We start from the raw sequence: 22,408 nt of genomic DNA on the forward strand, positions 1-22,408 counted from the left end.
TCGAAAAGATGATGTTCTGATGGTTTTATTTTTTTTCATCTTTTGGTAGGAAGGCAAATATCTCTTTAATAATCGTATTAATTCTTCGAGTAATTTCTTCATCCCCAAAGGTTTGTTTTGCTTTTTCGATGGCATCTATGACTTCATCATCAAATTGGATGATTGGCTTGTCTTCTTCTGCTTCGTTGTAAAGCTGTATAACTACATCTAAGCCTTCATTTAATTTATCGATCGAATCACTAAGTACTTTTTTCTCATTTTCATTTAGCTTCATACCTACACTCCTCTACCTTGATTCTTTCCTTTTAGTGTGTTCAATACCTTACTTTTTTTTGCATAAAATTCCTATAGAGTCGGAAACTATTGGAAGGAAAGAAAATGAAAATTGGAGTGAGAAAGATGGATATTCGTAGAGCAAAGCAAATTTTATCTTCTTCGAATGAAGTAACCGTTCATTATCAAGGAACCTCTGTATGGATCGATAGCTGTGATGAACAAGGGAATATGTGCACCGTACACTTGAGAGGCCGGGAGCATGAAAAAAATATCGTTCCAGTAGCCGATTTAGAAGAATTATAAAAGCAGAAGCTCCCATTTTAACGCAAGGGAGCTTTTTTAATCCCAAAACCCACTAATAAATTTGGCGAAAATATCAGAACTGAAGTAAAAGAATGAGCATAGGAAAAAAGCTATTACAAGTCCAGTTAGTACCCAACTAAGTATCTCCTTTTTCACACACAAGCACCTCCTCCAAAATACCATTTGCAATATTGTAATGTTTCATACAAAGGAAAAGGTCCCTAGGAAACCCTAGGGACCTTTTCGCTATATAAATGATAGGGGGGACATGAAAAAAATGCCTCTAATTATGAGAGAGTAATTAGAGGCAAGAGAGAAATGAAAACTTCATAGAATTAGACGCAGAATTTCAAAATAGGTTACACGTTTATTTTAAATTTTTTCATAGAATCTATTCATTCTATGAGTCATTCTTTTCCACTTAGTAGCATACATTTAGGACAAGCGAAAAAAGAGGGGGAATGGAATATGGCTTATCCAGGATCAAAGGGTTGGTATGTCAAACAACTCAAAGAAAAAGGAATTCATCAACATCCAGTTGAACGTAAAAAACTAGAAACATACAAAACTTATATTCTGAGGCAATTATATTTTGAACTTGTTGTTGATAAAGAAGCAAAAAAATAAAATATGGATAAAAAAGCAGCCTTGGCTGCTTTTTTTGTACAATTTTCTCCAACTCTAGTCATTTTTAAAATATAATGATAGAAGAGTAGGAGGGTTATAAAAGTGGAAACTGTTGAAATAGATTTATCAGAACGTTTTGAGATAGCTTTCAATCGAATTCATAAAGCGTTAAGTAAGATGGTCAAGAATGTACAAGGGGATATTTTTAGTCAATTAGTTGCGCATGGCGCGAAAAGGCATGCCATTATTCGATCATATAAAGATGAACTTTTTCAATTTGCTAAGCTCCGAAATGCCATTGTCCATGAAAAATTACGTGCTGATTTTTATATCGCAGAGCCTCACCAAGATGTGGTTGAGCGAATTGAAGAAATTGCAGAACTTTTGGAACGACCAGTTACAGCATTTTCTATTTCGAGTAACCCTGTTATCTATTTTAATTATCACTCAACAATCAAAGACGTCATCCTTGCCATTCATAATAATACGTATACAAAGTTTCCTATCTATAAAGATGGTTCGTGTGTGGGAATATTAACGTCTGGTGCCGTCTTAAAATGGATGGCGAAGCATTTAGCTAATGATGAGATTCATTTAGCTGATATTCGTGTGGGGGACGTAATGCCATACGAAACAAAACATCTCATTGATTTCGTAGATAAAGATCGAGATATATTTAATGTCGAGGAAATGTTTGAAAAACGACATGCCCATGGAAAAAAACTAGAGGCTGTTATCATCACTGAAAATGGCCAAATAGATGAAAAACCATTAGGTATCATTACATCATGGGATTTAATTGAAATTGACTATATTGTGAATTGAAACGGCAGAAATCCAATAGCGGTTTGGATATCTCGGCTGTAAACAACATAAAAATTGAAAATTAAACTATGCACTCTAAATAGGGTGCATTTTTTTGTGAAAACAGTCTAGTTTTATTAGAAGTTAGGCAAATCTAGCCAAAGATCTCCAATAAATATCCATCTGCGAACTAGAAAACGGCTTTAACTAGTTAGCAATCTCCTATAAATATCCATCTGTGGACTAGAAAACGGCTTTAACTAGTTAGCAATCTCCTACAAATATCCATCTGCGAACGGGTAAATGGCTTTAACTAGTTAGCGATCTCCTATAAATATCCATCTGCGAACGGGTAAATGGCTTTAACTAGTTAGCAATCTCCTATAAATATCCATCTGTGAACTAGAAAACGGCTTTAACTAGTTAGCGATCTCCTATAAATATCCATCTACGAACCGGTAAATGGCTTTGACTAGTTAGTGATCTCCTATAAATATCCATCTGCGAACTAGAAAACGGCTTTAACTAGTCCGCACTCTCCTAGAAAGCAGCCTACAAAATATACAAAGGTAATTACAACTAAAATAGTTTTTGTCAGTCCCATAATCGTTTAGGATGTATAATGAGTTGGAGTTAAATTGTACACTGTCAGGGGGATTAAAATGAAGAATGTGTTTCTTCAATGCGTTGAAGGTAGTGTGTTAAAAACATATGAGTATTTAAAAAATCTTGATGATAAAACAGAAGAGCAAATCAAGATGGAAGAGGAATATTATAACCGCTTTTTTAAGGAAAATCCGAATTTTAAAATCTACCACAAAGATCCATGGGTTGAAAATATAATGAATACATATCGTGATTATTTTGTTGTTGTGCTAACAAATAGAAAAGCGCGTTCTATTGCAGAGCAAGATTTATTAAACAAGTTAAATCGTTTTTTGCCTATGGATTTTAGAGGAGTTGACATGAAATCCACTGAAGAAAACTTGAAAGTTATTTTTAACGAAAAGGGCTTTGGTTTTAAGGGTGGCAAAGTGACGCCACATTATGGTCCTTTTATTTGGCAAATATCGAACATTAGGAGATATTCTGTTGACCTTCCTGATACGACACAAGAGGTTCAAGTATGTTTTTTGGATGACTTTCTGATGCTAAGTTGGTTACACTTTGCCACTTTTGGAGAGGTATATGCTGGTGGTTGGGCAGAAAAAGATGCGTTGTACTGTATCTTACCCAATTATCGCGACAAATTAGAAACTGATGTTTTTCGCGTATCATTCCTTAAACACGAGGCACAACATTATAGCGATTATATACAATTTCCGAAATTGAGTGGAAAAGACTTAGAGTACCGAGCAAAGCTTGTGGAGCTTATTTACTACTCTAGCTTTGAAGTCTTTGAGAAGTTCATGGTTCAAGCTGTAAATAACGCTAACCCACATAACTATTCGGCATTTATTATTATCGAACGGTTTTCTAAACACTTCTTTAATAAAAACGCAGAAAGACAGTTAGAAAAGTGGACTTCAATTAACTATGAAGATATACAAAATTTTGCAAAGGTATTGTTTAAGGAGCATACAGATTTGCTTATTTCAAAAGATGCACAAATAGTTGAAGGGGTTATTTAGAAATAAAACCATACCCAGCATTTGAGTGTTTAGCGACTTCCTTGAGAAAGGAGGTGGTCTAAATGGCAACTTCGAGGCAAAGTCCGTGGCACCTTAATCTAACAATAGTATTCATGTTGAACATTGCAAACAAAAAGAAGTAACCGCCTATCCTCGCCTGGGATGCAGGTAGTTACTTCTCTTTTATAACACCATAAGATTCTCTTGGAATTGTACGAGGGGGATTAGACTTTAATATAATGTAATTTGCTATTAAAAATTGGATTACGATCATTAGGCAAATACCACAACGTTTTCAAATGAATCTCATTAGCTGCAAACAAGGCAATCAATTCTTCCATGAATATGCCCCTAGAAGGGTCGCATGAAGGACTGCTTTTGATTCCTAATATACCTGCTATTTCGTAGCCATTTTTTAAATACTCTTTTGCTTGATTAAGGGCGGGTTCGAGGATTACTTTGCAATGTTTCCTATATTCAGGAGTATTATATTGTTCGTACGTCATGGGCGGTCGGCTTAAACCTAGAAACGTGAATTCAGGGCAAGGTAGCTGCAAAAATCCAAATCCTTCTTTCATTGCCCAATCTATAGCGGACATAATAGCCCCATCAGCTCTTGCTTCGTTTTCAATCACCGTATTCTGATTTAAGATACAATGAGAAACTAGTAAAATCTTTTTACTACGCTGCATGGTTCCTCCCCTTATTCATTATTTTTGTAAAACCTGGAAGACGTACGATTAAAAACATAACTAGCATGCAAGTGATAATTTTATCAATAAAGTTCCCAGTTATTCTTGAGATAAAGGTCGATGCAAAAACACTTTCACCAGAAGCTCGTAACCACAAAACAATCAAATCCATTCCACTTCCATTAAGTCCACCATAGACCGCGATAGCAATTGGCGTTCCTATTAAAGGTGCGATGATTGACACAAGAATTCCCGCGGAAATAGCAACGTACCATTTTGTAAAGTCAAACTTGCGCGCCATAAACCCAACGACTAATGCAATGGCTATATTGACAAGACCAAAGAAAATAGCGGAGGCACCCGTTGTTGTTCCTAATACAACATTCGTTAAACCCCCCGTTAAGACTCCCCACCAAGGACCAAATAGAACGGAAATCAACACTGTTCCAATCGTATCTAGAAACAACAGTGGAATTTTCATCCAGGATACCACCGTGCCTAATACCACGTTCAGTGCGATTCCCATTGCTGAATAGGCTAAGATGATTGTTTTGCTAGTTTCATTAATTTTCTTCCCCTCCCCAAATTGTTTAATTCAAGCCCCTTTCTAATATATTGTGAATTCATTATCTGTATTTCACTTTTTATAATTTAAATTACAATTTATAACATTATTGGTTCGGGCCTCAAATATGCTAACATAAAATGATTAAATCAGTGAGGTGGAAATAATGAAAAACAAAGTTATTTTGCTTGCTTCCGATCAGCTTGGCAAAGGAGAAAAAGAACTAGGCGAAGGGATACTAGAAACGTTCTTCACCATTCTTAAACAAAAGGAAGAATTGCCTGCAGCGGTTTTTTGTATGAACCGAGGTGTGTTTACTTTAACGGAAAGTTCGCTTGTTTCTTTACAATTAAAAGATCTGGAAGAAAAGAAAGTTGAGGTTCTTGCTTGTAAAACATGTGTTGACTATTATGAGCTAAATGAAAAGCTTACAGCCGGGCAGATAAGCGGGATGGACCAATTTATCGAATTAGCCTCAAAATATGAAGTAATTACTCTATCTTGAGGATAGTGAGTTTCGTAAAAAACATAGAGAAACTGCACCTATTGAGGTGCAGTTCATTATTTTGTTTTAAAAAATAATTCCTGTTCAAAAAACTAAAATGTATAAGTGAAAGTCGCTTCAATCCTAGCCGTGATCGTTAGCTCCCCAGGTTGAATCGGTGTTGCTGCTTCACTTTTAGCAAACATCGCCGTTTGGAATGGGATGGGTGGCGATTGTTGTGATAATTCCTTGATATGAAACGGGATTTCTTGTAGCTGAACCTCTAATGTAGTAGCGATTGTACGTGCCTTGCCCTGAGCATCCTTAATAGCATTTTCAAGCGCTTTTGCGTAATAAACCTGAGGATTCGAAACAGTAAAATGAATACTTGTAACAGTGTTGGCTCCGTTTTGAACAGCCGTATCAACTACGCTACCGGTTGCTTGAATATCTACATCTGAAATTTGCAGCATGTGAATAACTCTATAGCCTCTCAAAGTCTGCTTTGAATTTTCGAAATCATACAGGATTTCAATTCGAAATTCTACTGTTTTGATATGATTTTTCGGTATTCCCAGCACAACGAGAGATTGAATAACATTATTCGTGATTTGATTATTTTCATTTTGAGCAGCCGAAACCGTATTGCCTTCAGTTATAACACCCAACGTAATTGTGGAAGAAGTCGGTGTTGCCGTGACAATTCCTTCCCCATTCACCTTCAATTTATTTTGATTTGCATGCTTACTTCTAATTTGCTGCGAGCGCATCATCCAAGGTTCATAATAATACATCGTGGAGCTCCTTCCCATATCTCTTTTGTTGTATTGTATTAGTTCTGGCATATTAGGTGTGTCAAACAATTTAAAAAAGCCCACGAAACCTCGTGAGCTACTTTTCCATTCTTTTTCTAAATATCGGACCGAAAATGACATGTAAAAAGATATCGCCAGTAAAGTGAGCAATCATGGCAATTTCGATTCCATACTTCCAATATAAATACCCAAATAGGATACCTGGGATTGCATTAAGTAAAATCGTACGTGTCACCACAAGATTGGATTTGCCGAATAGTCCAAAGGCAGCTGGTAAATGCCCAACCCCGAATAAAAGAGCGGCAAACAGAATCCCAATCCAATAGGATGCATTCCCTAAACCCAAAAGGCTAGATACATAAACCACTCCCGTCATTATGAATAAACGGGTTAAAACTTCCTCTGAAATACCTCCATAAAATGAAGCTAATAACGCCTGAAATCTTGAGGGTTCATCCATGTCAACCTTGGGCATTCTTTTCATAAATAAAAAGTCCAAACCGATGATAACAATTGAAGCAATGGCACCGACAAGCACGCTCAATAGAATCGTCCCCGAAATGGAATAAGGAACAGCCGTACCATATAACCATTGATCAATTAACCACCAATGTAAATCAACCTTTGGTGCCAACCAGGTCCCAATAAAAGCTGACACTCCCAAAAGTAAAACGCTTTGTACAATACTAATTAGAATCAGCACAGGAGTGGGAGGAATCTTTTTGCTTGGATTCTTTTTAGCTTCTTCTTCAATCTTCCCTTTCAGCATTTTAAATTGATACGGCATAACGGCGATTGCCCCAATCGAAGCAGCTATCCAGAAAATGAAAAACTCTGTCATTGTTAACACCCTCATTCACATTTATATTCTGCAGATAATACGAATGAGATGATAAGAAAGTTCACTTTAAATTACAAAATAAAAAGGTGCCATAATGGCACCTTTGCTAGGCTTGTTCAGCTTTTACATCGTTCATGATGGATACAATATTTTTTACCCAGTGATTATTTAAACCAGTGGCATCATTAGCAGCTTGACTTGGAGCATAAACTGTTTGGATTTCACCAATCGTTTCATTCCCATTTTCTACATAATACTGCTTTAAATAGATTGCCTTAAAGCGAATACTATCCTCAATTGATAAAAACTTTTGCCAATTGGTTCCACCTTCTACTAATGCTTCACAACCAGGGTTAGGATAATCTTCGCCAAATATATTTGCGTAAATATCAGGCATACAAGTAATACCCCCAATATTATTCCATGGGGAACTTGCAATATCCGAATTGCCCCAACCGGTTTCCTGTGCAGCTAATGCAGCTAAAAAGACAGGGTCAATATCATGCTCTTCACCCGATTTTACAAAGTTTGGTCCAAGACCTTTTAAATTCCCCTTTAAATGCTTGTCCAGCTCAGGACCAGAGATTGTATTTTCCTGTTCAACATTATAATTTTTTGAAGCCATTTGAACGGGTTTGCTTTCAACAGGTTGAGTTGGTTGTTCTTGATGATCTATTTTTTCTTTCTTTATTTCTTGTACTGGATTGTTTTTCTTTTCAATTGTTTGCGCATTTGAATGATGCATCGTAGCAAAAATGCTAGTACCCATAATAACTAAAGCTCCAATGAAATAGAGAAAAGCTGGTTTCTTTTTTGTAAGAGTTGAGATTTTCAAAGTATCCTACCTCCTTCATAAGACCTTTTTCCTACTCTGAAAACTATCCTAACATAATAAAATGACAGCAATGTTACAAAGATGTTATGGCCAGTTTATATAAATATGACAGTAAAGACAGATTTGCAAAAATGCTAGTAGTTTAGTATAATCGGAAACTGTATGTTTACTGTAAGAAACGTAAACATTTCCTATTTTTGTCATACAAATGGAAATAAATTGCTTTTTGCAAAAAAATGAAAGGTGTTTGTGATGTATTTTCAAAGTTTGCTAATGAAAGAGGATCTGAACAAGAGCCCGTCAGAGGTCAAACAAGATTTAGAGGAATTGCAGTTCCAGATTTATCGTATGCAGGATAACATGAAAGAAATTTCAAAAAAACATCAAATCATCGGAATTGACCAATCGAAAGATGAAAAATGGGTAATCGTCTCAGCCTTTGATGATGGGAACCAATGCCAAATTATGGTGAACGACTGTGAAACAGCCTACAGAGGTAAATGGGATTTTTCACTTCATGCACAGTACAAGGACGAGGATAATGCGATCCATATCGGTGATATTAAAGGACCTGCGAACCAAGGATATGGTTCAATCTGTATGAATCATTTAAAGGATATCGCTCGTGAACAAAATATTCCTGTGATTACAGGTGATATTGCAAAAAGAGACTGGGATCACGTTGACCGCCTCGTTTATTTTTATGAAAAACACGATTTCGAAGTTGAAATCGATCCTCAAACAAAATCGGGTGAAATTATTTGGAGAGACTAATCAAAATAAAAAAGGTCTGCTTACCATTATTGTAGGGTAAAGCAGGCCTTTTTATTTTGGGAAACATATCCCGTCCATACGAATTAAAACCTTTCGCGTATGATACATTATCTATGTCACAAGGAATGATTTGTATGCTTTATAAAAGAATCACATACCGTGTCAAACCTGATCAAGCTTCTCAATGTATTCGTTTTTTAAATGATCACTTTATCCCAATTCAAATAAAGAATGGGGCAAAACTAATTGGACAATGGCAAACGGAATCCATGGAGGAATTGATGTCGATTTGGGAGTATCCCAATATGGACGAGTATTTGCAGATTGAAAAGAGGGTTCAAAAGGAAAAAATTGGAGAAGAATTTAAAAAACTGTACTTGGATTGTGACGAGGATTTCTTATCTTCAACAGGCACATACGAATCTCCACAGCATACGGTTAGTGTTAGTGGTTTTATAACAAATCAAAATCAAGAAACATTATTAGTTAAGACATATTGGCGATCCGATACATGGGAGCTGCCTGGTGGAGCTGTTGATGAAGGGGAGACATTAGACAAAGCACTTTGTCGGGAAGTTTTTGAAGAAACGGGAATTCAAATAATAATACATGGTGTAACAGGAATTTATTCAAATGGGAGCACTATTTCAATTGTCTTTCGTGGCGAATCTGTAGGTGGAAATGTAACAACCTCTAAGGAGACAAGGGAAGTAGCTTTTGTAAAATTAGATAAATCGAACATGAATGAATATATTAAAAGACCAAAGTTTAAACCACGTGTTCTGGATGCACTTAAAGGAGATTATGCGCCATATGAAGCATTTAAAGTGAGGCCATATGAGTTACTCGCAAGATATGATGGAGAATAAATGATTGTTTTACTGAGAAAAGGAATGGTACCATTGTGATAGAACCGCAAGGAGATGAATTAGGAGCTTAACATTATGAATACACTGAATAAAAGTTTAATACTTGGAACGGCAGCGATGATTCAAGGATTTGCAATGGCAACTTTTCTTTTTCCGCATTTTATTCCAACAGGAGGAGCGGCAAGTGTTGCAGTACTGTTCAATTATGTAGCGGGTATTCCTTTTGATCGTACACTTTGGTTGCTAAATGCGGGCCTTTTATTTGCAGCAATTAAGTGGCTTGGAAAGGGAACGGCCATATGGACATTGTATTGTGTCACAGTCACGGCAATCACCATTCGATTGGTTACTCCATTTATAACAAACCCGATTTCATATGTATTCGTCGATTTACTTGTGGGATCGATCATCTTTGGAGTGGGGATTGGAATATTATTTCGAATGGGAGCTTCATCTGGTGGCATGGACATTTTAGCGTTAATCATTTCAAAATTAAAAGGATATTCACCAGGAAAAACTCTATTTGCGATTAATGGGACCATTTTGCTTACAACTGGAATCGTAGTAGATTGGAAAATCATTATTTTTGCGCTTGTAAGTCAATTTATTAGCACAAGGATCATCGATCTTATAAATAAGGTCAATTTGCCGATACCGCAAGCTCAAAAACAAAATTCAACTACTTATTAACGAAAAAGGCGAGAACCACCTAGAGGTTCTCGCCTTCTTTCTTTCTTTCTTTCTATGTCTAGCTTCAGCGCCTAGCCCCTCGAGGTCACAAGCCAATCCATCAGAAGGTCAAAGAGCGACCTTCTCGCTGTCTCGTCTTGTGCTTATCGGACTTGCACATGATGTGCTGACATCGACGTTTGCCACAGGACGTGGCAGTACTTAGTCGATGTTCATCTTCAAGGCGCTTGCGCTTTTCTTATTAATTCATTGCAACCCAAACACTCTTTACTTCTGTGTAGTTATTTAGGGCATAGGATCCCATTTCACGGCCAATACCTGATTGTTTGTATCCACCGAACGGAGAAGCTGCGTCAAACGCATTATAGCAGTTCACCCATACAGTTCCCGCACGTAAATTATTTGCAATATAATGTGCTTTTCCTACATCTTGGGTCCACACACCTGCAGCAAGACCATACTCTGAATTGTTTGCACGAGCAATTAGTTCATCTAGGTCATCATATGGCATGGCCGAAATAACAGGACCAAAGATTTCCTCTTTTGCAATTGTCATTTCATCTTTTACGTTTGCAAAGATTGTTGGAGATACGAAGTAGCCTTCTTCAAATGGTTTTTGACCACCAACTACTAGTTCTGCCCCTTCATTAAGTCCTTTTTCAATATATCCTAGAACGCGATTTTGTTGTTCAATCGAAACAAGTGGTCCAATTTCTGTATCAGCATGAAGTCCAGCCCCTTGTTTAATCTTTTCAGCATGGCTTGCCATGTCCGCCACAACATTATCAAATTGTTTCTTTTGGATAAAGACACGTGAACCTGCACAGCATACCTGACCTTGGTTAAACATAACCCCATTTAATGCGCCAGGAATTGCTTTTGAAAGATCAGCATCCGGTAAAATAATATTAGGTGATTTTCCACCTAATTCTAATGTCACTCGTTTTAATGTTTTGGAGGCTCTTTCCATGATGCTTTTTCCAACTTCTGTTGAACCTGTGAAAGCAATCTTATCAACCAGTGGATGATCTACAAGTGGTTGGCCAGCTGTTTCACCAAAGCCAGGAACGATGTTCACAACCCCTGCTGGGAATCCTGCTTCTTCCATAAGCTCAGCTAAATAAAGAGCAGAAAGAGGAGTTTGTTCAGCGGGCTTTAATACAACAGTACAACCAGTTGCAAGAGCTGCACCAAGTTTCCACATTGCCATTAGCAGTGGGAAATTCCAAGGAATGATTTGTCCCACAACACCAACTGCTTCATGGCGAGTATAGTTAAAGAATGGTCCATTTACTGGGATCGTTTGTCCTACGATTTTTGTTGACCATCCAGCATAGTAACGCATATGTTCAATTGCTAGAGGAATATCTGCATTTGACGTTTCACGAATCGGTTTTCCATTATCCAATGTTTCCAATTGTGCTAGCTCATCTTTATGTAGCTCCATCAAATCTGCCAGTTTATACATGATACGGCTTCTTTGGGCTGCAGTCATTTTTTGCCAAGGGCCTTCATCAAAAGCTTTTCGGGCTGCCTTTACAGCTCGATCAATGTCCTCTGGTCCTGCTTCACTTACAGTTGCTAATACCTCTCCTGTTGCAGGATTATAGGATTCGAAGGTTTTTCCAGAAGCACTTTCAACAAATTCTCCATTGATATAAAGCTTCTTTGTCCCGTTTAAAAATGACTCAACCTTTTCTCGTAATGCAAAAGTTAATTGGCTCATTTTTTTCCTCCTTTTTTTATAAAACTAGTAATACAGGCGATGTGGAAACGCCTACAATACTATGGTAACATTTTGAAACTAGTAATCAACCAACTTTTGGCAAAAGATTCCGACTATTTGCGACAACCTTTTTCGACATAAATAATAAGTAGCTTACATAACTTTTGAAGTGAGGAATCAAAATTTTAAATAAAAAAAGACCCAATCAAACTGATTGAGTCTGTACGCTCTATGAGGCCTTTTCGCATGCCCAATTATCTTTGTCTCGGTCATGTTTGGCTTCATAAGCTGGATGTGTGGATGGAACACCTTCAGGATAGACTTTTCGAAGTTCTGTACAATTCTTATAGGATTCCTGACCATCACCTGTATTACTGTTAGAGCCACCACCAGTGGATGGTTTGTTAGCTGGTGGCGCAGGTTTTGAACTACCTGTATCGAGGTCTCCTTTTGTTGTACCGTTTTCTCCGTATGCCCAAAGCCCAGTTCCGTTTGCTCGTGCTTCTCGCGCGAACTTGACAAAATAGTCGCTGTAAGTGACATCAGGAGGGTAGGTGGATGGTTCTGCATACCCATTTAAGACTAGTTGTGCATTGAACATTTTGGAACGGATTTCTGATTCATTCATGACATTTGAAGGAACTGAAACCCAGATTAGACGTAAGTAACGATCATAGCGATCTTTATCGGATACATCCTTTTGAAGCCACACTTTTTTTCCTTCCAGTTGAGAGGTAGTATAGTTACTTGCTTCTTTCCCATATACTTCATGTCTTGTTGTTGATTCAGGAGTATTTACTCCAACTAAACGAATCTTCCGACCATCAGAAAGCTCAACTGTGTCCCCATCAACAACACGAGATACGATTACCGCTTCTAAGCCGATTGCCTGAGCCTGTTGGTCCGTTGTTTGTTCCGTTTGTTCTTGTCGTTCCTTTTCTTCTTTTGCTTTTTGTTCCGCTTCTTCTTTTTGTCTAGCTTCTTCAGCCGCTTTTTGTTCTGCTTCCTTAGCAGCTTTTTCTAGCTCGGCTTTTTCTTTTGCTTGTTCCTCCGCCTTTTCCTTCGCTACTTGTTCATTGTCGTTCTCTACTTGATCTGCCACTTGTTCCTTTGCAACTTCGGTTTTAGTTTCTTCATTATTTGTAGAGAATCCAATAATAGCAAGGATTATACCTACGGCAATTAAGGTAATCGGTAGTTTCAATTTACGCCCGTTTTTTTGATATTTATAGGTCGTATAGATGCCAATAGCTGCTAACACAAGCCCTATAGTGGCGAATAGATTTGAGACAATCCATGAGATGATTGCGACAATAAGAGCAAGTAGGAGAATAATTCCTAGACAGCCCAACAAATATTGCACCGTTTTTTCCCCCTAGTAGAATATTTTTGTTTAGTGTATGTAATTTATTTTAAAATAAATGTTATCAAAGAATTTGCTGCACATACAAGAAAAAAGCCACCCTTGTTGAACAAGAGTGACTTTTACTTAGTGGAGTTGATGGGAATCGAACCCACGACCCTTTGCCTGCCAGGCAAATGCTCTCCCCCTGAGCTACAACCCCGAATGAAATTAACCAAATTATATCATGAGCGTTTTTAATAGACAATCATTTTAACTTTATTCAGCAGAAGTTAACTACTCTAGAAGGGGGGGATTTTATAAGTTACAAAGTAAGTATGGGGTTCAAACCACTACTGAATAAAGTTAAAGCCTCCGGCGGATGTCACAGATTTTTAAAGGAAGTTTTCGAGCATAAGTTCAAAGACTAAGAGCGCCACATCCTGTGGCAACGTCTTGGACACAAATACGCCAAGTCGTATTTGATTCATTTTTTGCATGAGAATAACCAAAGGTTCATATATTTCTACTAAAAAAGGACTAAGCCAATCTACATTTTTAATGTGAACAGTCATAAAAAATGGTAAAATTTGATTAAACCTAAAATGGTGGTGAACTCGTGGTTTTTTTATATGTACTAGCCTCATATTTTATTGGAACGATTATGTCCGCCTATGTCGTAATGAAGTTTATGAAAGGTGAAGATATCCGCAAACTTGGAAGTGGAAATGTTGGAGCGAGAAATGCTGGTAGATTGCTAGGGAAAACAGGATTTTTGTTAACAGCCTTAGGTGATGTGTTAAAAGGGTTACTTGTTGTTATGGGGGCAAAATATCTTGGATTTTCCTTAGAATATCAGATTCTATCATTGATCGCTGTTGTCGTCGGACATATTTGGCCGATTACGCTCAAATTTAAAGGTGGAAAAGGAATTGCGACAGCTGCAGGTGGTCTTGTTGTATTAGCATATCAGCCATTTCTAGTGTTTAGTGGAATCTTTCTCCTTTTATTAGCAGTTTCGAGAAGCTTTACAATAGCAGGGATGACAGCTTTTTTTACGATGCCATTTATTTATTGGTTTATGGATTATTCCATCCTCGAATGTGCCCTTGTTTTTATTGTAATCGCTTTATTGTTATTTGCACATCGAGATAATTTAAAAGAAAGAGTAGGAAAAGAAAATAAATAAGTGGAGTGATCCCATCATGACATTTGTCTATAAAATTGCTCGGACAAAACAGGAGTTTAATCAAATACACCGTTTAAACTATAAAACCTTTGTTGAAGAAATTCCTCAGCATGATAAAAATGAAGAAAAGATGTTAGTGGATAAATTTCATGATCAAAATACGTATTTGATTTGTGTAAAGGATTCAAAAGTAGTGGGAATGATTGCTGTAAGAGCCAAAAGACCATTCTCACTAGATTATAAGTTACACAATTTAGATGAACAACTACCGGTAAAACCGAGTAAACCATGTGAAATTCGATTATTATCGGTTGAAGAAGAATATCGTAGTAATGGTAGAATCTTTTTTGGACTTGCCCAGCTAATGTCTAATTTTTGCTTGAAAGAAGGCTATGATGTAGCCTTGATTTCTGGAACAACAAGACAAGAGAAATTGTATCGACAGCTAGGGTTTATTCCATTTGCTTCTCTAACTGGTTCTGAGGAAGCTTCGTTCTGGCCAATGTATTTAACGAAACAAACTTTTGATGAGTCACTGGCTGGAAGAATTCTAAAGGAACCGGTTAGCTTTTTACCTGGTCCCATTAAAATTCATGAAAATGTGAATGCGGCACTTAAGCAGGAGCCAATATCACATCGTTCAAATGAATTTTTATTACAAATGAGGTCTGTGAGAGAGAAACTTTGTAGCATGACAAACTCAAAGCATGTGGAAGTGTTAGTAGGCTCGGGGACTCTTGCGAATGATGTAATTGCTGCTCAGCTTGCTGTTATTGGAGGAAAAGGCTTAATCCTAAACAATGGGGAGTTCGGTTCAAGGCTAATTGACCATGCCAATCGAGCGGGATTATCTTTTAAAAAGCTAGAAAAAGATTGGGGAGTACCTATCACTGAAACAGAGATTAAGAAAGAGCTTGGAACAGGTCATTATACATGGCTTTGGGCCGTTCATAGTGAAACTTCAACGGGGATGCTTACAAACTTCCAGAATTTAAAAGAAATCTGTCTTTCAAACAAGGTGAACCTCTGTCTTGACTGTATCAGTACGGTCGGTGCAGTTAAACTAGATTTACAGGATGTCTATTTTGCATCGGGAGTAAGTGGAAAAGCTATTGGCGGATATACGGGATTATCATTTGTCTTCCATAATCATGACATTACACCAAACCCGTCCATTCCAAGATATCTTGATCTCGGAATGTATGCAAATCATGACAGTATTCCATATTCCCATTCCTCAAACATGCTTGAGGCTTTATATGAAGCACTTAAAAAATACGAAAATGATGATTGCTATCAGAAAATTAAAGAACGATACAAGATGATTCGTGAGTACATTGAAGGTCTAGGATTGCAGATTCTAACACCACCTGAATATTCGTCACCCGCAATCATGACGATTCTTTTGCCAGAACATGTATCTTCAAAGGATTTTGGAGATGACATGGCACTTCAGGGATATTACCTTCATTATGAAAGTCACTATTTACAAGAAAAGAAATGGATTCAAATCTCGTGTTTAAGCAGTCATGAAGAAAAACAAATGCTAAAAATGCTACGTACATTTGAACTTTTATTAAACCAATATGAAATAGTAGGTGAGCCTTCTTTTTAGTAGGCTTTCTTTTTGTCTAGCTGCAGCGCCTAGCCCCTCGAGGTCATAAGTCAATCCGTCAAGAAGGATAAAGAGCATCCTTCTCGCCGGCTTTTCTTATGCTTGTCGGACTTGCACAGGACAAGGAAAGCTTCGACAGCATAATCATCGCACGAAGAAAATGCTTTGCATTTTCGAGGAAGTGCTGACATCGACGTATGCCACAGGACGTGGCAGTAGTTAGTCGATGTTCCTCATTCAAGGCGTTTCCGCTTTTCTTTGTAACATTTCTTACCAGTTATCGTCTAAGTGGAAAAGGGGTGAAATGAATGAAGAAAAGATGGATTGTTTTTCTGGCCTCGGTCATTGTGATAACTACTATGACGGCTATTTTTACTACTTCAAAGCCGGCAGTTGTTAGCCAAGTCGATACTGAGATACAACCCGTTACAAAAGAAAAGCTAACAGAAATATTCCGTGATGCGATTAAGGAGGAAAAGCGTAATCAAAGGTTTCGTTTTTTCGCGAGAGATACTGCACAACAGGAAATGTCGGTGTCAACAGAATCCGCTGCAGGTGATAGTGCGGAAAAAGGTGGAAGCGAGCACTCAGAGACGAACACTCAAGTCCAAGGTGTTGATGAAGCAGATATCGTAAAAACCGATGGGGAATATATTTATCAACTTATTGATGGAAAACTAAATATCATTAAGGTAGTACCAGCAAATGTAATGCAGGTAATCAAGACAATACCATATTCTCACTCATTTTCGCCGAACCAAATGTTCTTATACGAAGACAAACTAGTCGTGATTGGTTATACATTTCATGATAGTACGCCGGAAAAAAATCAAAATCAACGTTCAATGATCTATCCTCCTCGACATTTTGAAGCAACAACAGCGATTGTTTATGATATAAAGGACCCAAAAAATCCCGAGGAAATCCGTAGGGTAGAAGTTGAAGGAAACCATGTGACATCACGTAGAATTGATAACTATATCTATCTGGTTGCGAATCACTACCCGAATTATTGGATTATGGAAGATACGAATGAAGACGAAATCGATCTAAGGCCTCGTTTCTCAGATTCAGCAACTAGTAAGGAAAGTTCCTTGGTACCATATGAAAAAATTCAATATATTCCTGGTTCAAAAGAAACTAATTTTACCCTAATTGCTGCCTTTGACTTAAATGCCCCTGATAAAGAAGCTTCTATTACGTCTTACTTAGGTAGTGGGAATTTAATGTATATGTCAAAGGAAAACATCTATATTGCAGTTGCAAATTATTATGCGATTCCATTTAGGGAGGGTGACTCCGATTCCCCAGATACCAATGTCTACAAATTTACAGTAGAAGGGGACAAAGTCGAATTCCATAGTTCAACTGAAGTACCAGGAACCATTTTAAATCAATTTTCCATGGACGAATTCAATGGAACCTTCCGAGTAGCCACAACGAAAGGAGATACTTGGAATAACACCAAACCATCTTCGAACAATTTGTTTATTTATGATGAGAATTTAAAGCAAATTGGTTCATTAAGTGATCTGGCACGAGGAGAGCGAATCTATTCAGCACGGTTCATGGGTGAACGTATTTATATTGTCACTTTCAAAGAAGTAGATCCGTTATTCGTCATCGATGCTAGTAATCCAAAAGCACCAAAAGTCCTTGGAGAACTTAAAATCCCCGGCTTTAGCAACTACCTCCATCCATATGACGAAAATCATGTGATTGGCTTTGGACAAGACACAAAGGTTGTTGCTGATAATAAAACAAGTAATAGTGAGCCTATGGTTTATACAGATGGTGTTAAAATTTCGTTGTTTGATATTCGTGATGTAAATAATCCAAAGGAAAAGTTCACTGAAATCATTGGTGGTCGTGGAACATACTCCCCATTAAATTATGACCATAAAGCATTATTATTTAATAAGGAAAAAGGGATTTTCGCCTTTCCAATCACTGTTTATCAAAATCTAGAAGGAAAAATGTATGAGCAAAAATTCGAATTTCAGGGTGCATATGTATACGATATCCATTTAGAAGGAATTGATTTGAAAGCAAAATTATCACACGATACTGGACCATATGAAACGTGGGAGGGGGGAATACAACGTCTACTGACAATCGGTGACACATTGTATGCCATTTCGCCGACTATGATTTCTGCATATGACATAAAAAATTATAACCAAACAGGTGAGGTCTCTTTACGATAAAAAAGGGTAGAATTTTCTTCTATCCTTTTTATGCATTTATCTTATATACTATATAAGATTATATTTGAAATGAAGGGACATACATGAATCAACCAAAAATGAATCCATATTTCGTGTTGGCAATTGGTGTCGTTGCAGTATCGACATCGGCCATTTTTGTTAAATTAGCAAATGCACCCGCACCGGTTATTGCTTTCTATCGGCTGTTTTTTACAGTCCTATTAATGCTTCCTGTTTTTTTATGGAAGTATCGAAAAGAACTTCGGGTCATCACAAAAAAAGATTGGCTTTTTTCCACAATATCAGGTGTTTTTTTAGCTCTCCATTTTATCCTTTGGTTTGAATCGCTTAACTACACATCCGTGACGAGTTCAACTGTATTAGTAACGATGCAGCCCGTGTTTGCTTTCATAGGAACTTATTTTTTGTTTAAAGAAAAAATAAGTTTAGGGGCCATACTAAGCACCCTTCTAGCTTTAAGTGGAAGTATAATCATTAGTTGGGGGGATTTCCGAATTAGTGGGAGTGCATTATACGGTGATTTCTTGGCAATCATTTCGTGTGTGATGGTTACAGCCTATCTTCTATTTGGGCAAACGGTTCGAAAACGGATATCACTTGTCACATATACATTTGTTGTGTATAGCATTAGTACGATAACTCTATTTTTATATGTAGTGATTTTTAACTATCCACTAGGAGGATACGCTAATCAAGACTGGATGTACTTTTTACTATTAGCGATCGTTCCAACTTTGCTTGGTCATAACCTTTTCAATTGGTCATTAAAATGGGTAAGTACGTCCACCATTTCGGTCAGTATACTATTTGAACCAGTAGGAGCGGGAATTCTAGCCTATTTTATCCTTTCAGAAAAAATCATCCAAACACAGCTTATTGGGGGAGTCATTATTGTTGTTGGGATTTGGCTATACTCCATAGGCGAGCGAAAGAAAAAACAAAAGGTATCCTTTTCAGAACAAAGTGTAGGATAAAAAAGCAAAGCCAAGTCTACCAATTGTAGACCTGGCTTTATTTTTTAAGCATATTTACGAGTCATGAATACAGCACCAATCCCAAGTAATAGGAATAGGGTACCAATTAATAGCAGATTCGAATATGGGCTAGCAGTAATAGGAAGTTTATTCCCTTGAACCTTAATACTCATTTCCGTTGCAAGTGTAGCAACAGTTAGAAGTTTTTCACCACGTTCAATGATAAAATCAGTAGCTAGCATTTCCTCTGAAAGCTTTAAATCGAGCAGGTATTCATCATTAGCTCGATATAGTTCAACAAGCAGTTCCGCACCATCAAGTGTGTCCATTTCAAGTAGCTTATTATAAGCAATAGCTTCTTTAGCACCATCCTTTAATAGATAGTATCTTGGTTGTAACTCAAAAACTTCGATCATTTTATCGTACATCACTAGAAGCTCTTTTTGTTGCTCAGAAGACAGTCCTTCTGAATTATTATAGGAAAAGTATTGCTCTAAATTAGAGCTGATAGATCTCATTTTCTCTTCAAGATTTATATCATTTAAGCTTAAAAAGTGAAGAAATAAACCATCAATCTCGTCCTCTGTTAGCCCAACCTCAGACAGCATTCGCTCTGCTTCTACCAATACCTCGGCATGATTAAGATAGAAGTCAACAGTTGTGTCAAGGTCCTTAATGAATAAATAATCTTCTACTGACTCCCCAAATCCGCCCAGGATATGTTGTAATTCTTCTTCATTTAGATTATGTTTTGTTAAAAGAGTCTGAATGGTCTCATTGTTAACAGGCTCTCCTAAATAGGAAACCAGTTCATTTACGTTTTCAAAATCCTTTAAGGACAAATCATAAACTGCCAGGTAATCCTCAAGATCATCTTCAGTCAAACCGGTCTCTGTTGTATATTTCTTTAAATCCTCTGTGGTAACCTCAGCAAACACATCTACAGACAAATACGCAAGCTGGAATAAAAAAAGTACCCCAACTAGTAAAAACTTCTTCATTCCTCTTCCTCCAAGCCATTATATTCATAGGTGTAGTATTTTCAACTTTTACCAAATAATGCATGTAAAGGAGGAATTTAATGAAATACTAAAAGATAAGGGTTGTGGTAGCACAATTAATACTTAAATATATAAAGGTAGTGAAACGATTGTTATTAGGTTTAGTTAATTCGAAATGTCTTTGCTATGTCATGAATAATCTTTAAGTCTGCTTGATAATCCGAACCACCGAAATAGCCGGGATTATTTGCATGAAAATACAAATCATAGATGACGTCTTTATCATTGGGTTGAATGAAATAATGAACAGTTTGAATGGCGTGTATTTGTTTAACATGGAAAAGGACGCGTTGAGTTGGTTCTTGAAAATCTTCCAACAAATCATCTTCAAATATCCCTGACTGAGACAAAAGTTGCTGTTTTAATTCCTTGTTGATCTTCTTTACCCCCCCAACCTCTGTTCCATTTTTTAAAAAAATATGTGAATCGCCTTGTTCCTCTATAGTAATTTCTTTTGGAAGATCAATTATAAATGATGAGGCAGAATCTGCATGTAAGGGTTCCTCTTTAAAAATGGAATAATAAGAGTATGTTCCAATCCCAAATACAAGTAATAAAATAACCACACCTGATAGGAAGGGCATAATGAATCTGCTAGAAGAAAACCTATTCTCTTTCTTAGTTTTGCTTGATCTGATTTGATTCACGATACGGGTTCTCTGTGCATTATTTAATTGGAATTTTGGAAATGATTTATTTGGGTAGGTATTCTTCATAGTCTTTTTCCTCTCCTTTGTTGATAGAGTTAAGATTTTTCTGTAAAGCTTTAACAGCACGATGGTAAGTCAAAGAAACTTTGTTAGTAGACCAGCCTAAAACGATAGCTGTTTCTTCAACACTTAGTTCTAAAATTAATCTTGAAACAAGAACTTCTTTATAAGATTGTTTTAGGCGAAGGATTGCATCATGAATGTCAGAAAGAACTTCGTCTAAAAGTAGAGTTCTCTCAGGATTAGATTGATCAATTTGAATATGCCTTTTTCCTAGTAAGTCAAAAGGTTGAAATTTGATAAGCCTCTTTCGACGGTTTTTATCAATTACTAAATTCCTTGCAATTGAAAGTAACCATGTCTTAGGGTTGGAACGTTCCTCAAAGGTATGGAATGATCGGATTGCCTTCAAAAACACCTCCTGAACATAATCATCAACGTCGATTGACCCTGTATAGTAAATTAGAAAGCTATAAACATCATCCCCATACTCATAAAACCAATTCTCAATTTGACTAATATGTGCCAAGCGTCGTACCCCCTTTGTACTTACCTTTATATAATTAGACGATTAAGACATCAACTTCTTTCACATTAAAGGAAAAAGTTCGAAAAAAAACTGACAATCTAATGGATTGTCAGTACTGAAAAAGGAATATCGCTTTAATAAAAAGAACTAGCAAAAAAACTAAAAACGAAAGCCATTACAATAGACGAAACAAAGGTAATGAAAGTACTTGCTTCAATTCTTCCTTCATTATTACTAATTCTTAAACCTTCTATATAAACAAATGAGAATAAAAATAAACACATCGCTAATGATAAAAACATGCCAACGGCTTGTAGAAACTCAAAAAACAAAATCTTTCCTCCTTCCAAATATCTTTTAATAAAATGTATGAGTAAATCTAGCAAATATGATTAAAATAATAGAGACATTAATTGAAAGATATTAAAATGATTAAAGTATTTCATATAGAAACTATTTCTTGTATAATAATCTTATCTCTTTAATGGCGAATTAATAGAGAGAAGATATTATTTTTTTGTTTCTTAAAAACTTTTTTTAAAAAAGGTCTTGTAAAAGGATATAAGAGATGGTATATTAATTTTTGTCGCCAAAACGAGTGACAAATTGAATGAGTGAGCAACAAAAACTTTTTTGAAAAGTAGTTGACACTCGCAAGTGAAAATGTTATATTAGAAAAGTCGCTTCTGGGCGACAAACTAAAAAGTTCTTTGAAAACTGAACACAATACAAGCGTCAACGTTAATTCTAAGTAACAAACTTATTGAGCAATCAATACTCTTATTGGAGAGTTTGATCCTGGCTCAGGATGAACGCTGGCGGCGTGCC

At 36.8% G+C, this 22,408-nt stretch carries 24 protein-coding genes and 1 tRNA gene; 12 read left to right on the forward strand and 13 right to left on the reverse strand.

The window, feature by feature from the left end; genetic code table 11:
• Nucleotides 1-25: 25 nt before the first annotated feature.
• Entirely contained in the window at nt 26-274 is a 249-nt protein-coding gene (locus DZB84_RS14655) for an atypical membrane-integrating protein (Mistic protein) (protein WP_116353012.1), read from the reverse strand.
• Between the two features lie 125 nt (nt 275-399).
• Here DZB84_RS14655 and DZB84_RS14660 point away from each other — a divergent pair, with 125 nt between their 5' ends.
• The 4 genes from DZB84_RS14660 (at nt 400) to DZB84_RS14675 (ending at nt 3,641) form a co-directional block, all read left to right on the forward strand.
• Entirely contained in the window at nt 400-579 is a 180-nt protein-coding gene (locus tag DZB84_RS14660) for an H-type small acid-soluble spore protein (RefSeq protein ID WP_116353046.1), read from the forward strand.
• A gap of 468 nt (nt 580-1,047) precedes the next feature.
• Nucleotides 1,048-1,206, forward strand: coding sequence for a DUF2639 domain-containing protein (locus DZB84_RS14665; RefSeq protein ID WP_116353013.1), 159 nt, complete (start codon nt 1,048-1,050; stop codon nt 1,204-1,206).
• 102 nt (nt 1,207-1,308) lie between these two features.
• Nucleotides 1,309-2,031: a CBS domain-containing protein gene (locus tag DZB84_RS14670; protein ID WP_116353014.1), complete on the forward strand. Its 723-nt coding sequence runs from the start codon at nt 1,309-1,311 to the stop codon at nt 2,029-2,031.
• 677 nt (nt 2,032-2,708) lie between these two features.
• The gene (locus tag DZB84_RS14675) at nt 2,709-3,641 is read left to right on the forward strand and encodes a hypothetical protein (RefSeq protein WP_142759843.1); all 933 of its coding nucleotides are present in this window, start codon (nt 2,709-2,711) and stop codon (nt 3,639-3,641) included.
• Nucleotides 3,642-3,865: 224 nt separating this feature from the next.
• On the opposite strand, the gene DZB84_RS14680 is transcribed toward DZB84_RS14675, so the two are convergent.
• Together DZB84_RS14680 and DZB84_RS14685 are read right to left on the reverse strand one after the other, a co-directional pair.
• Entirely contained in the window at nt 3,866-4,333 is a 468-nt protein-coding gene (locus DZB84_RS14680; RefSeq protein ID WP_116353016.1) for a CD3072 family TudS-related putative desulfidase, read from the reverse strand.
• Nucleotides 4,323-4,928, reverse strand: a complete 606-nt coding sequence (locus DZB84_RS14685) for a CD3073 family putative ECF transporter S component (protein WP_317616462.1) — start codon at nt 4,926-4,928, stop codon at nt 4,323-4,325. The genes DZB84_RS14680 and DZB84_RS14685 overlap by 11 nt, the downstream gene beginning before the upstream one ends.
• 136 nt (nt 4,929-5,064) lie before the next feature.
• On the opposite strand from DZB84_RS14685, the gene DZB84_RS14690 reads away from it, so the two are divergent.
• Nucleotides 5,065-5,403, forward strand: coding sequence for a DsrE family protein (locus DZB84_RS14690; RefSeq protein WP_116353018.1), 339 nt, complete (start codon nt 5,065-5,067; stop codon nt 5,401-5,403).
• A gap of 92 nt (nt 5,404-5,495) precedes the next feature.
• On the opposite strand, the gene DZB84_RS14695 is transcribed toward DZB84_RS14690, so the two are convergent.
• From DZB84_RS14695 to DZB84_RS14705, 3 genes are all read right to left on the reverse strand, one after another.
• Entirely contained in the window at nt 5,496-6,176 is a 681-nt protein-coding gene (locus tag DZB84_RS14695; RefSeq protein WP_189655256.1) for an SIMPL domain-containing protein, read from the reverse strand.
• A 97-nt stretch (nt 6,177-6,273) separates the two neighbouring features.
• Entirely contained in the window at nt 6,274-7,038 is a 765-nt protein-coding gene (locus tag DZB84_RS14700) for a CPBP family intramembrane glutamic endopeptidase (protein ID WP_116353020.1), read from the reverse strand.
• A 106-nt stretch (nt 7,039-7,144) separates the two neighbouring features.
• A complete protein-coding gene (locus DZB84_RS14705; RefSeq protein WP_116353021.1) occupies nt 7,145-7,873 on the reverse strand; it encodes a glucosaminidase domain-containing protein in 729 nt (242 codons plus the stop codon).
• A 252-nt stretch (nt 7,874-8,125) separates the two neighbouring features.
• Here DZB84_RS14705 and DZB84_RS14710 point away from each other — a divergent pair, with 252 nt between their 5' ends.
• The 3 genes from DZB84_RS14710 to DZB84_RS14720 all read left to right on the forward strand — a co-directional run bounded on the left by DZB84_RS14710 (nt 8,126) and on the right by DZB84_RS14720 (nt 10,206).
• Complete coding sequence (locus tag DZB84_RS14710) at nt 8,126-8,647, forward strand: GNAT family N-acetyltransferase (protein WP_116353022.1); 522 nt, start codon at nt 8,126-8,128, stop codon at nt 8,645-8,647.
• Nucleotides 8,648-8,781: 134 nt separating this feature from the next.
• Nucleotides 8,782-9,516: an NUDIX domain-containing protein gene (locus DZB84_RS14715; RefSeq protein WP_116353023.1), complete on the forward strand. Its 735-nt coding sequence runs from the start codon at nt 8,782-8,784 to the stop codon at nt 9,514-9,516.
• Between the two features lie 75 nt (nt 9,517-9,591).
• Complete coding sequence (locus DZB84_RS14720; RefSeq protein WP_116353024.1) at nt 9,592-10,206, forward strand: YitT family protein; 615 nt, start codon at nt 9,592-9,594, stop codon at nt 10,204-10,206.
• 241 nt (nt 10,207-10,447) lie between these two features.
• On the opposite strand, the gene DZB84_RS14725 is transcribed toward DZB84_RS14720, so the two are convergent.
• From DZB84_RS14725 to DZB84_RS14735, 3 genes are all read right to left on the reverse strand, one after another.
• A complete protein-coding gene (locus tag DZB84_RS14725; protein ID WP_116353025.1) occupies nt 10,448-11,932 on the reverse strand; it encodes an aldehyde dehydrogenase family protein in 1,485 nt (494 codons plus the stop codon).
• A gap of 229 nt (nt 11,933-12,161) precedes the next feature.
• Complete coding sequence (locus tag DZB84_RS25295; protein WP_223254459.1) at nt 12,162-13,295, reverse strand: thermonuclease family protein; 1,134 nt, start codon at nt 13,293-13,295, stop codon at nt 12,162-12,164.
• 130 nt (nt 13,296-13,425) lie between these two features.
• Nucleotides 13,426-13,497 (reverse strand) — tRNA-Ala (locus tag DZB84_RS14735).
• A gap of 396 nt (nt 13,498-13,893) precedes the next feature.
• On the opposite strand from DZB84_RS14735, the gene plsY reads away from it, so the two are divergent.
• From plsY to DZB84_RS14760, 4 genes are all read left to right on the forward strand, one after another.
• Nucleotides 13,894-14,463 (forward strand): glycerol-3-phosphate 1-O-acyltransferase PlsY, encoded by a 570-nt coding sequence (gene plsY, locus DZB84_RS14745; protein WP_116353027.1) that lies wholly within the window; start codon nt 13,894-13,896, stop codon nt 14,461-14,463.
• A 16-nt stretch (nt 14,464-14,479) separates the two neighbouring features.
• Nucleotides 14,480-16,078: an aminotransferase class V-fold PLP-dependent enzyme gene (locus tag DZB84_RS14750; protein ID WP_116353028.1), complete on the forward strand. Its 1,599-nt coding sequence runs from the start codon at nt 14,480-14,482 to the stop codon at nt 16,076-16,078.
• 308 nt (nt 16,079-16,386) lie between these two features.
• A complete protein-coding gene (locus DZB84_RS14755; protein WP_116353029.1) occupies nt 16,387-18,285 on the forward strand; it encodes a beta-propeller domain-containing protein in 1,899 nt (632 codons plus the stop codon).
• Between the two features lie 83 nt (nt 18,286-18,368).
• On the forward strand, nt 18,369-19,280 hold the full coding sequence (locus DZB84_RS14760; protein ID WP_116353030.1) for a DMT family transporter: 912 nt from the start codon (nt 18,369-18,371) through the stop codon (nt 19,278-19,280).
• Nucleotides 19,281-19,324: 44 nt separating this feature from the next.
• Here DZB84_RS14760 and DZB84_RS14765 read toward each other — a convergent pair whose 3' ends face one another.
• From DZB84_RS14765 to DZB84_RS14780, 4 genes are all read right to left on the reverse strand, one after another.
• Nucleotides 19,325-20,281, reverse strand: a complete 957-nt coding sequence (locus DZB84_RS14765; RefSeq protein WP_116353031.1) for a processed acidic surface protein — start codon at nt 20,279-20,281, stop codon at nt 19,325-19,327.
• Nucleotides 20,282-20,442: 161 nt separating this feature from the next.
• Nucleotides 20,443-21,057 (reverse strand): hypothetical protein, encoded by a 615-nt coding sequence (locus DZB84_RS14770; protein ID WP_116353032.1) that lies wholly within the window; start codon nt 21,055-21,057, stop codon nt 20,443-20,445.
• On the reverse strand, nt 21,035-21,580 hold the full coding sequence (locus tag DZB84_RS14775) for an RNA polymerase sigma factor (RefSeq protein WP_116353033.1): 546 nt from the start codon (nt 21,578-21,580) through the stop codon (nt 21,035-21,037). The genes DZB84_RS14770 and DZB84_RS14775 overlap by 23 nt, the downstream gene beginning before the upstream one ends.
• 134 nt (nt 21,581-21,714) lie before the next feature.
• The gene (locus tag DZB84_RS14780; RefSeq protein ID WP_116353034.1) at nt 21,715-21,912 is read right to left on the reverse strand and encodes a hypothetical protein; all 198 of its coding nucleotides are present in this window, start codon (nt 21,910-21,912) and stop codon (nt 21,715-21,717) included.
• Nucleotides 21,913-22,408: the final 496 nt, after the last annotated feature.

This window comes from Bacillus sp. HNG (assembly GCF_003400205.1).
Classification (GTDB): domain Bacteria; phylum Bacillota; class Bacilli; order Bacillales; family Bacillaceae_L; genus Ferdinandcohnia.

What these genes read in the sequence shown, in the direction of transcription:
- DZB84_RS14700 (WP_116353020.1), bottom strand. Translation starts at nt 7,038, where the DNA reads ATGACAGAGTTTTTCATTTTCTGGATAGCTGCTTCGATTGGGGCAATC.
- DZB84_RS14770 (WP_116353032.1), bottom strand. Translation starts at nt 21,057, where the DNA reads ATGAAGAATACCTACCCAAATAAATCATTTCCAAAATTCCAATTAAAT.
- DZB84_RS14715 (WP_116353023.1), top strand. Translation starts at nt 8,782, where the DNA reads ATGCTTTATAAAAGAATCACATACCGTGTCAAACCTGATCAAGCTTCT.
- DZB84_RS14750 (WP_116353028.1), top strand. Translation starts at nt 14,480, where the DNA reads ATGACATTTGTCTATAAAATTGCTCGGACAAAACAGGAGTTTAATCAA.
- DZB84_RS14760 (WP_116353030.1), top strand. Translation starts at nt 18,369, where the DNA reads ATGAATCAACCAAAAATGAATCCATATTTCGTGTTGGCAATTGGTGTC.
- DZB84_RS14720 (WP_116353024.1), top strand. Translation starts at nt 9,592, where the DNA reads ATGAATACACTGAATAAAAGTTTAATACTTGGAACGGCAGCGATGATT.
- DZB84_RS14725 (WP_116353025.1), bottom strand. Translation starts at nt 11,932, where the DNA reads ATGAGCCAATTAACTTTTGCATTACGAGAAAAGGTTGAGTCATTTTTA.
- DZB84_RS14680 (WP_116353016.1), bottom strand. Translation starts at nt 4,333, where the DNA reads ATGCAGCGTAGTAAAAAGATTTTACTAGTTTCTCATTGTATCTTAAAT.
- DZB84_RS14655 (WP_116353012.1), bottom strand. Translation starts at nt 274, where the DNA reads ATGAAGCTAAATGAAAATGAGAAAAAAGTACTTAGTGATTCGATCGAT.
- DZB84_RS14690 (WP_116353018.1), top strand. Translation starts at nt 5,065, where the DNA reads ATGAAAAACAAAGTTATTTTGCTTGCTTCCGATCAGCTTGGCAAAGGA.
- DZB84_RS14765 (WP_116353031.1), bottom strand. Translation starts at nt 20,281, where the DNA reads ATGAAGAAGTTTTTACTAGTTGGGGTACTTTTTTTATTCCAGCTTGCG.
- DZB84_RS14660 (WP_116353046.1), top strand. Translation starts at nt 400, where the DNA reads ATGGATATTCGTAGAGCAAAGCAAATTTTATCTTCTTCGAATGAAGTA.
- DZB84_RS14665 (WP_116353013.1), top strand. Translation starts at nt 1,048, where the DNA reads ATGGCTTATCCAGGATCAAAGGGTTGGTATGTCAAACAACTCAAAGAA.
- DZB84_RS14755 (WP_116353029.1), top strand. Translation starts at nt 16,387, where the DNA reads ATGAAGAAAAGATGGATTGTTTTTCTGGCCTCGGTCATTGTGATAACT.
- DZB84_RS14710 (WP_116353022.1), top strand. Translation starts at nt 8,126, where the DNA reads ATGTATTTTCAAAGTTTGCTAATGAAAGAGGATCTGAACAAGAGCCCG.
- DZB84_RS14695 (WP_189655256.1), bottom strand. Translation starts at nt 6,176, where the DNA reads ATGTATTATTATGAACCTTGGATGATGCGCTCGCAGCAAATTAGAAGT.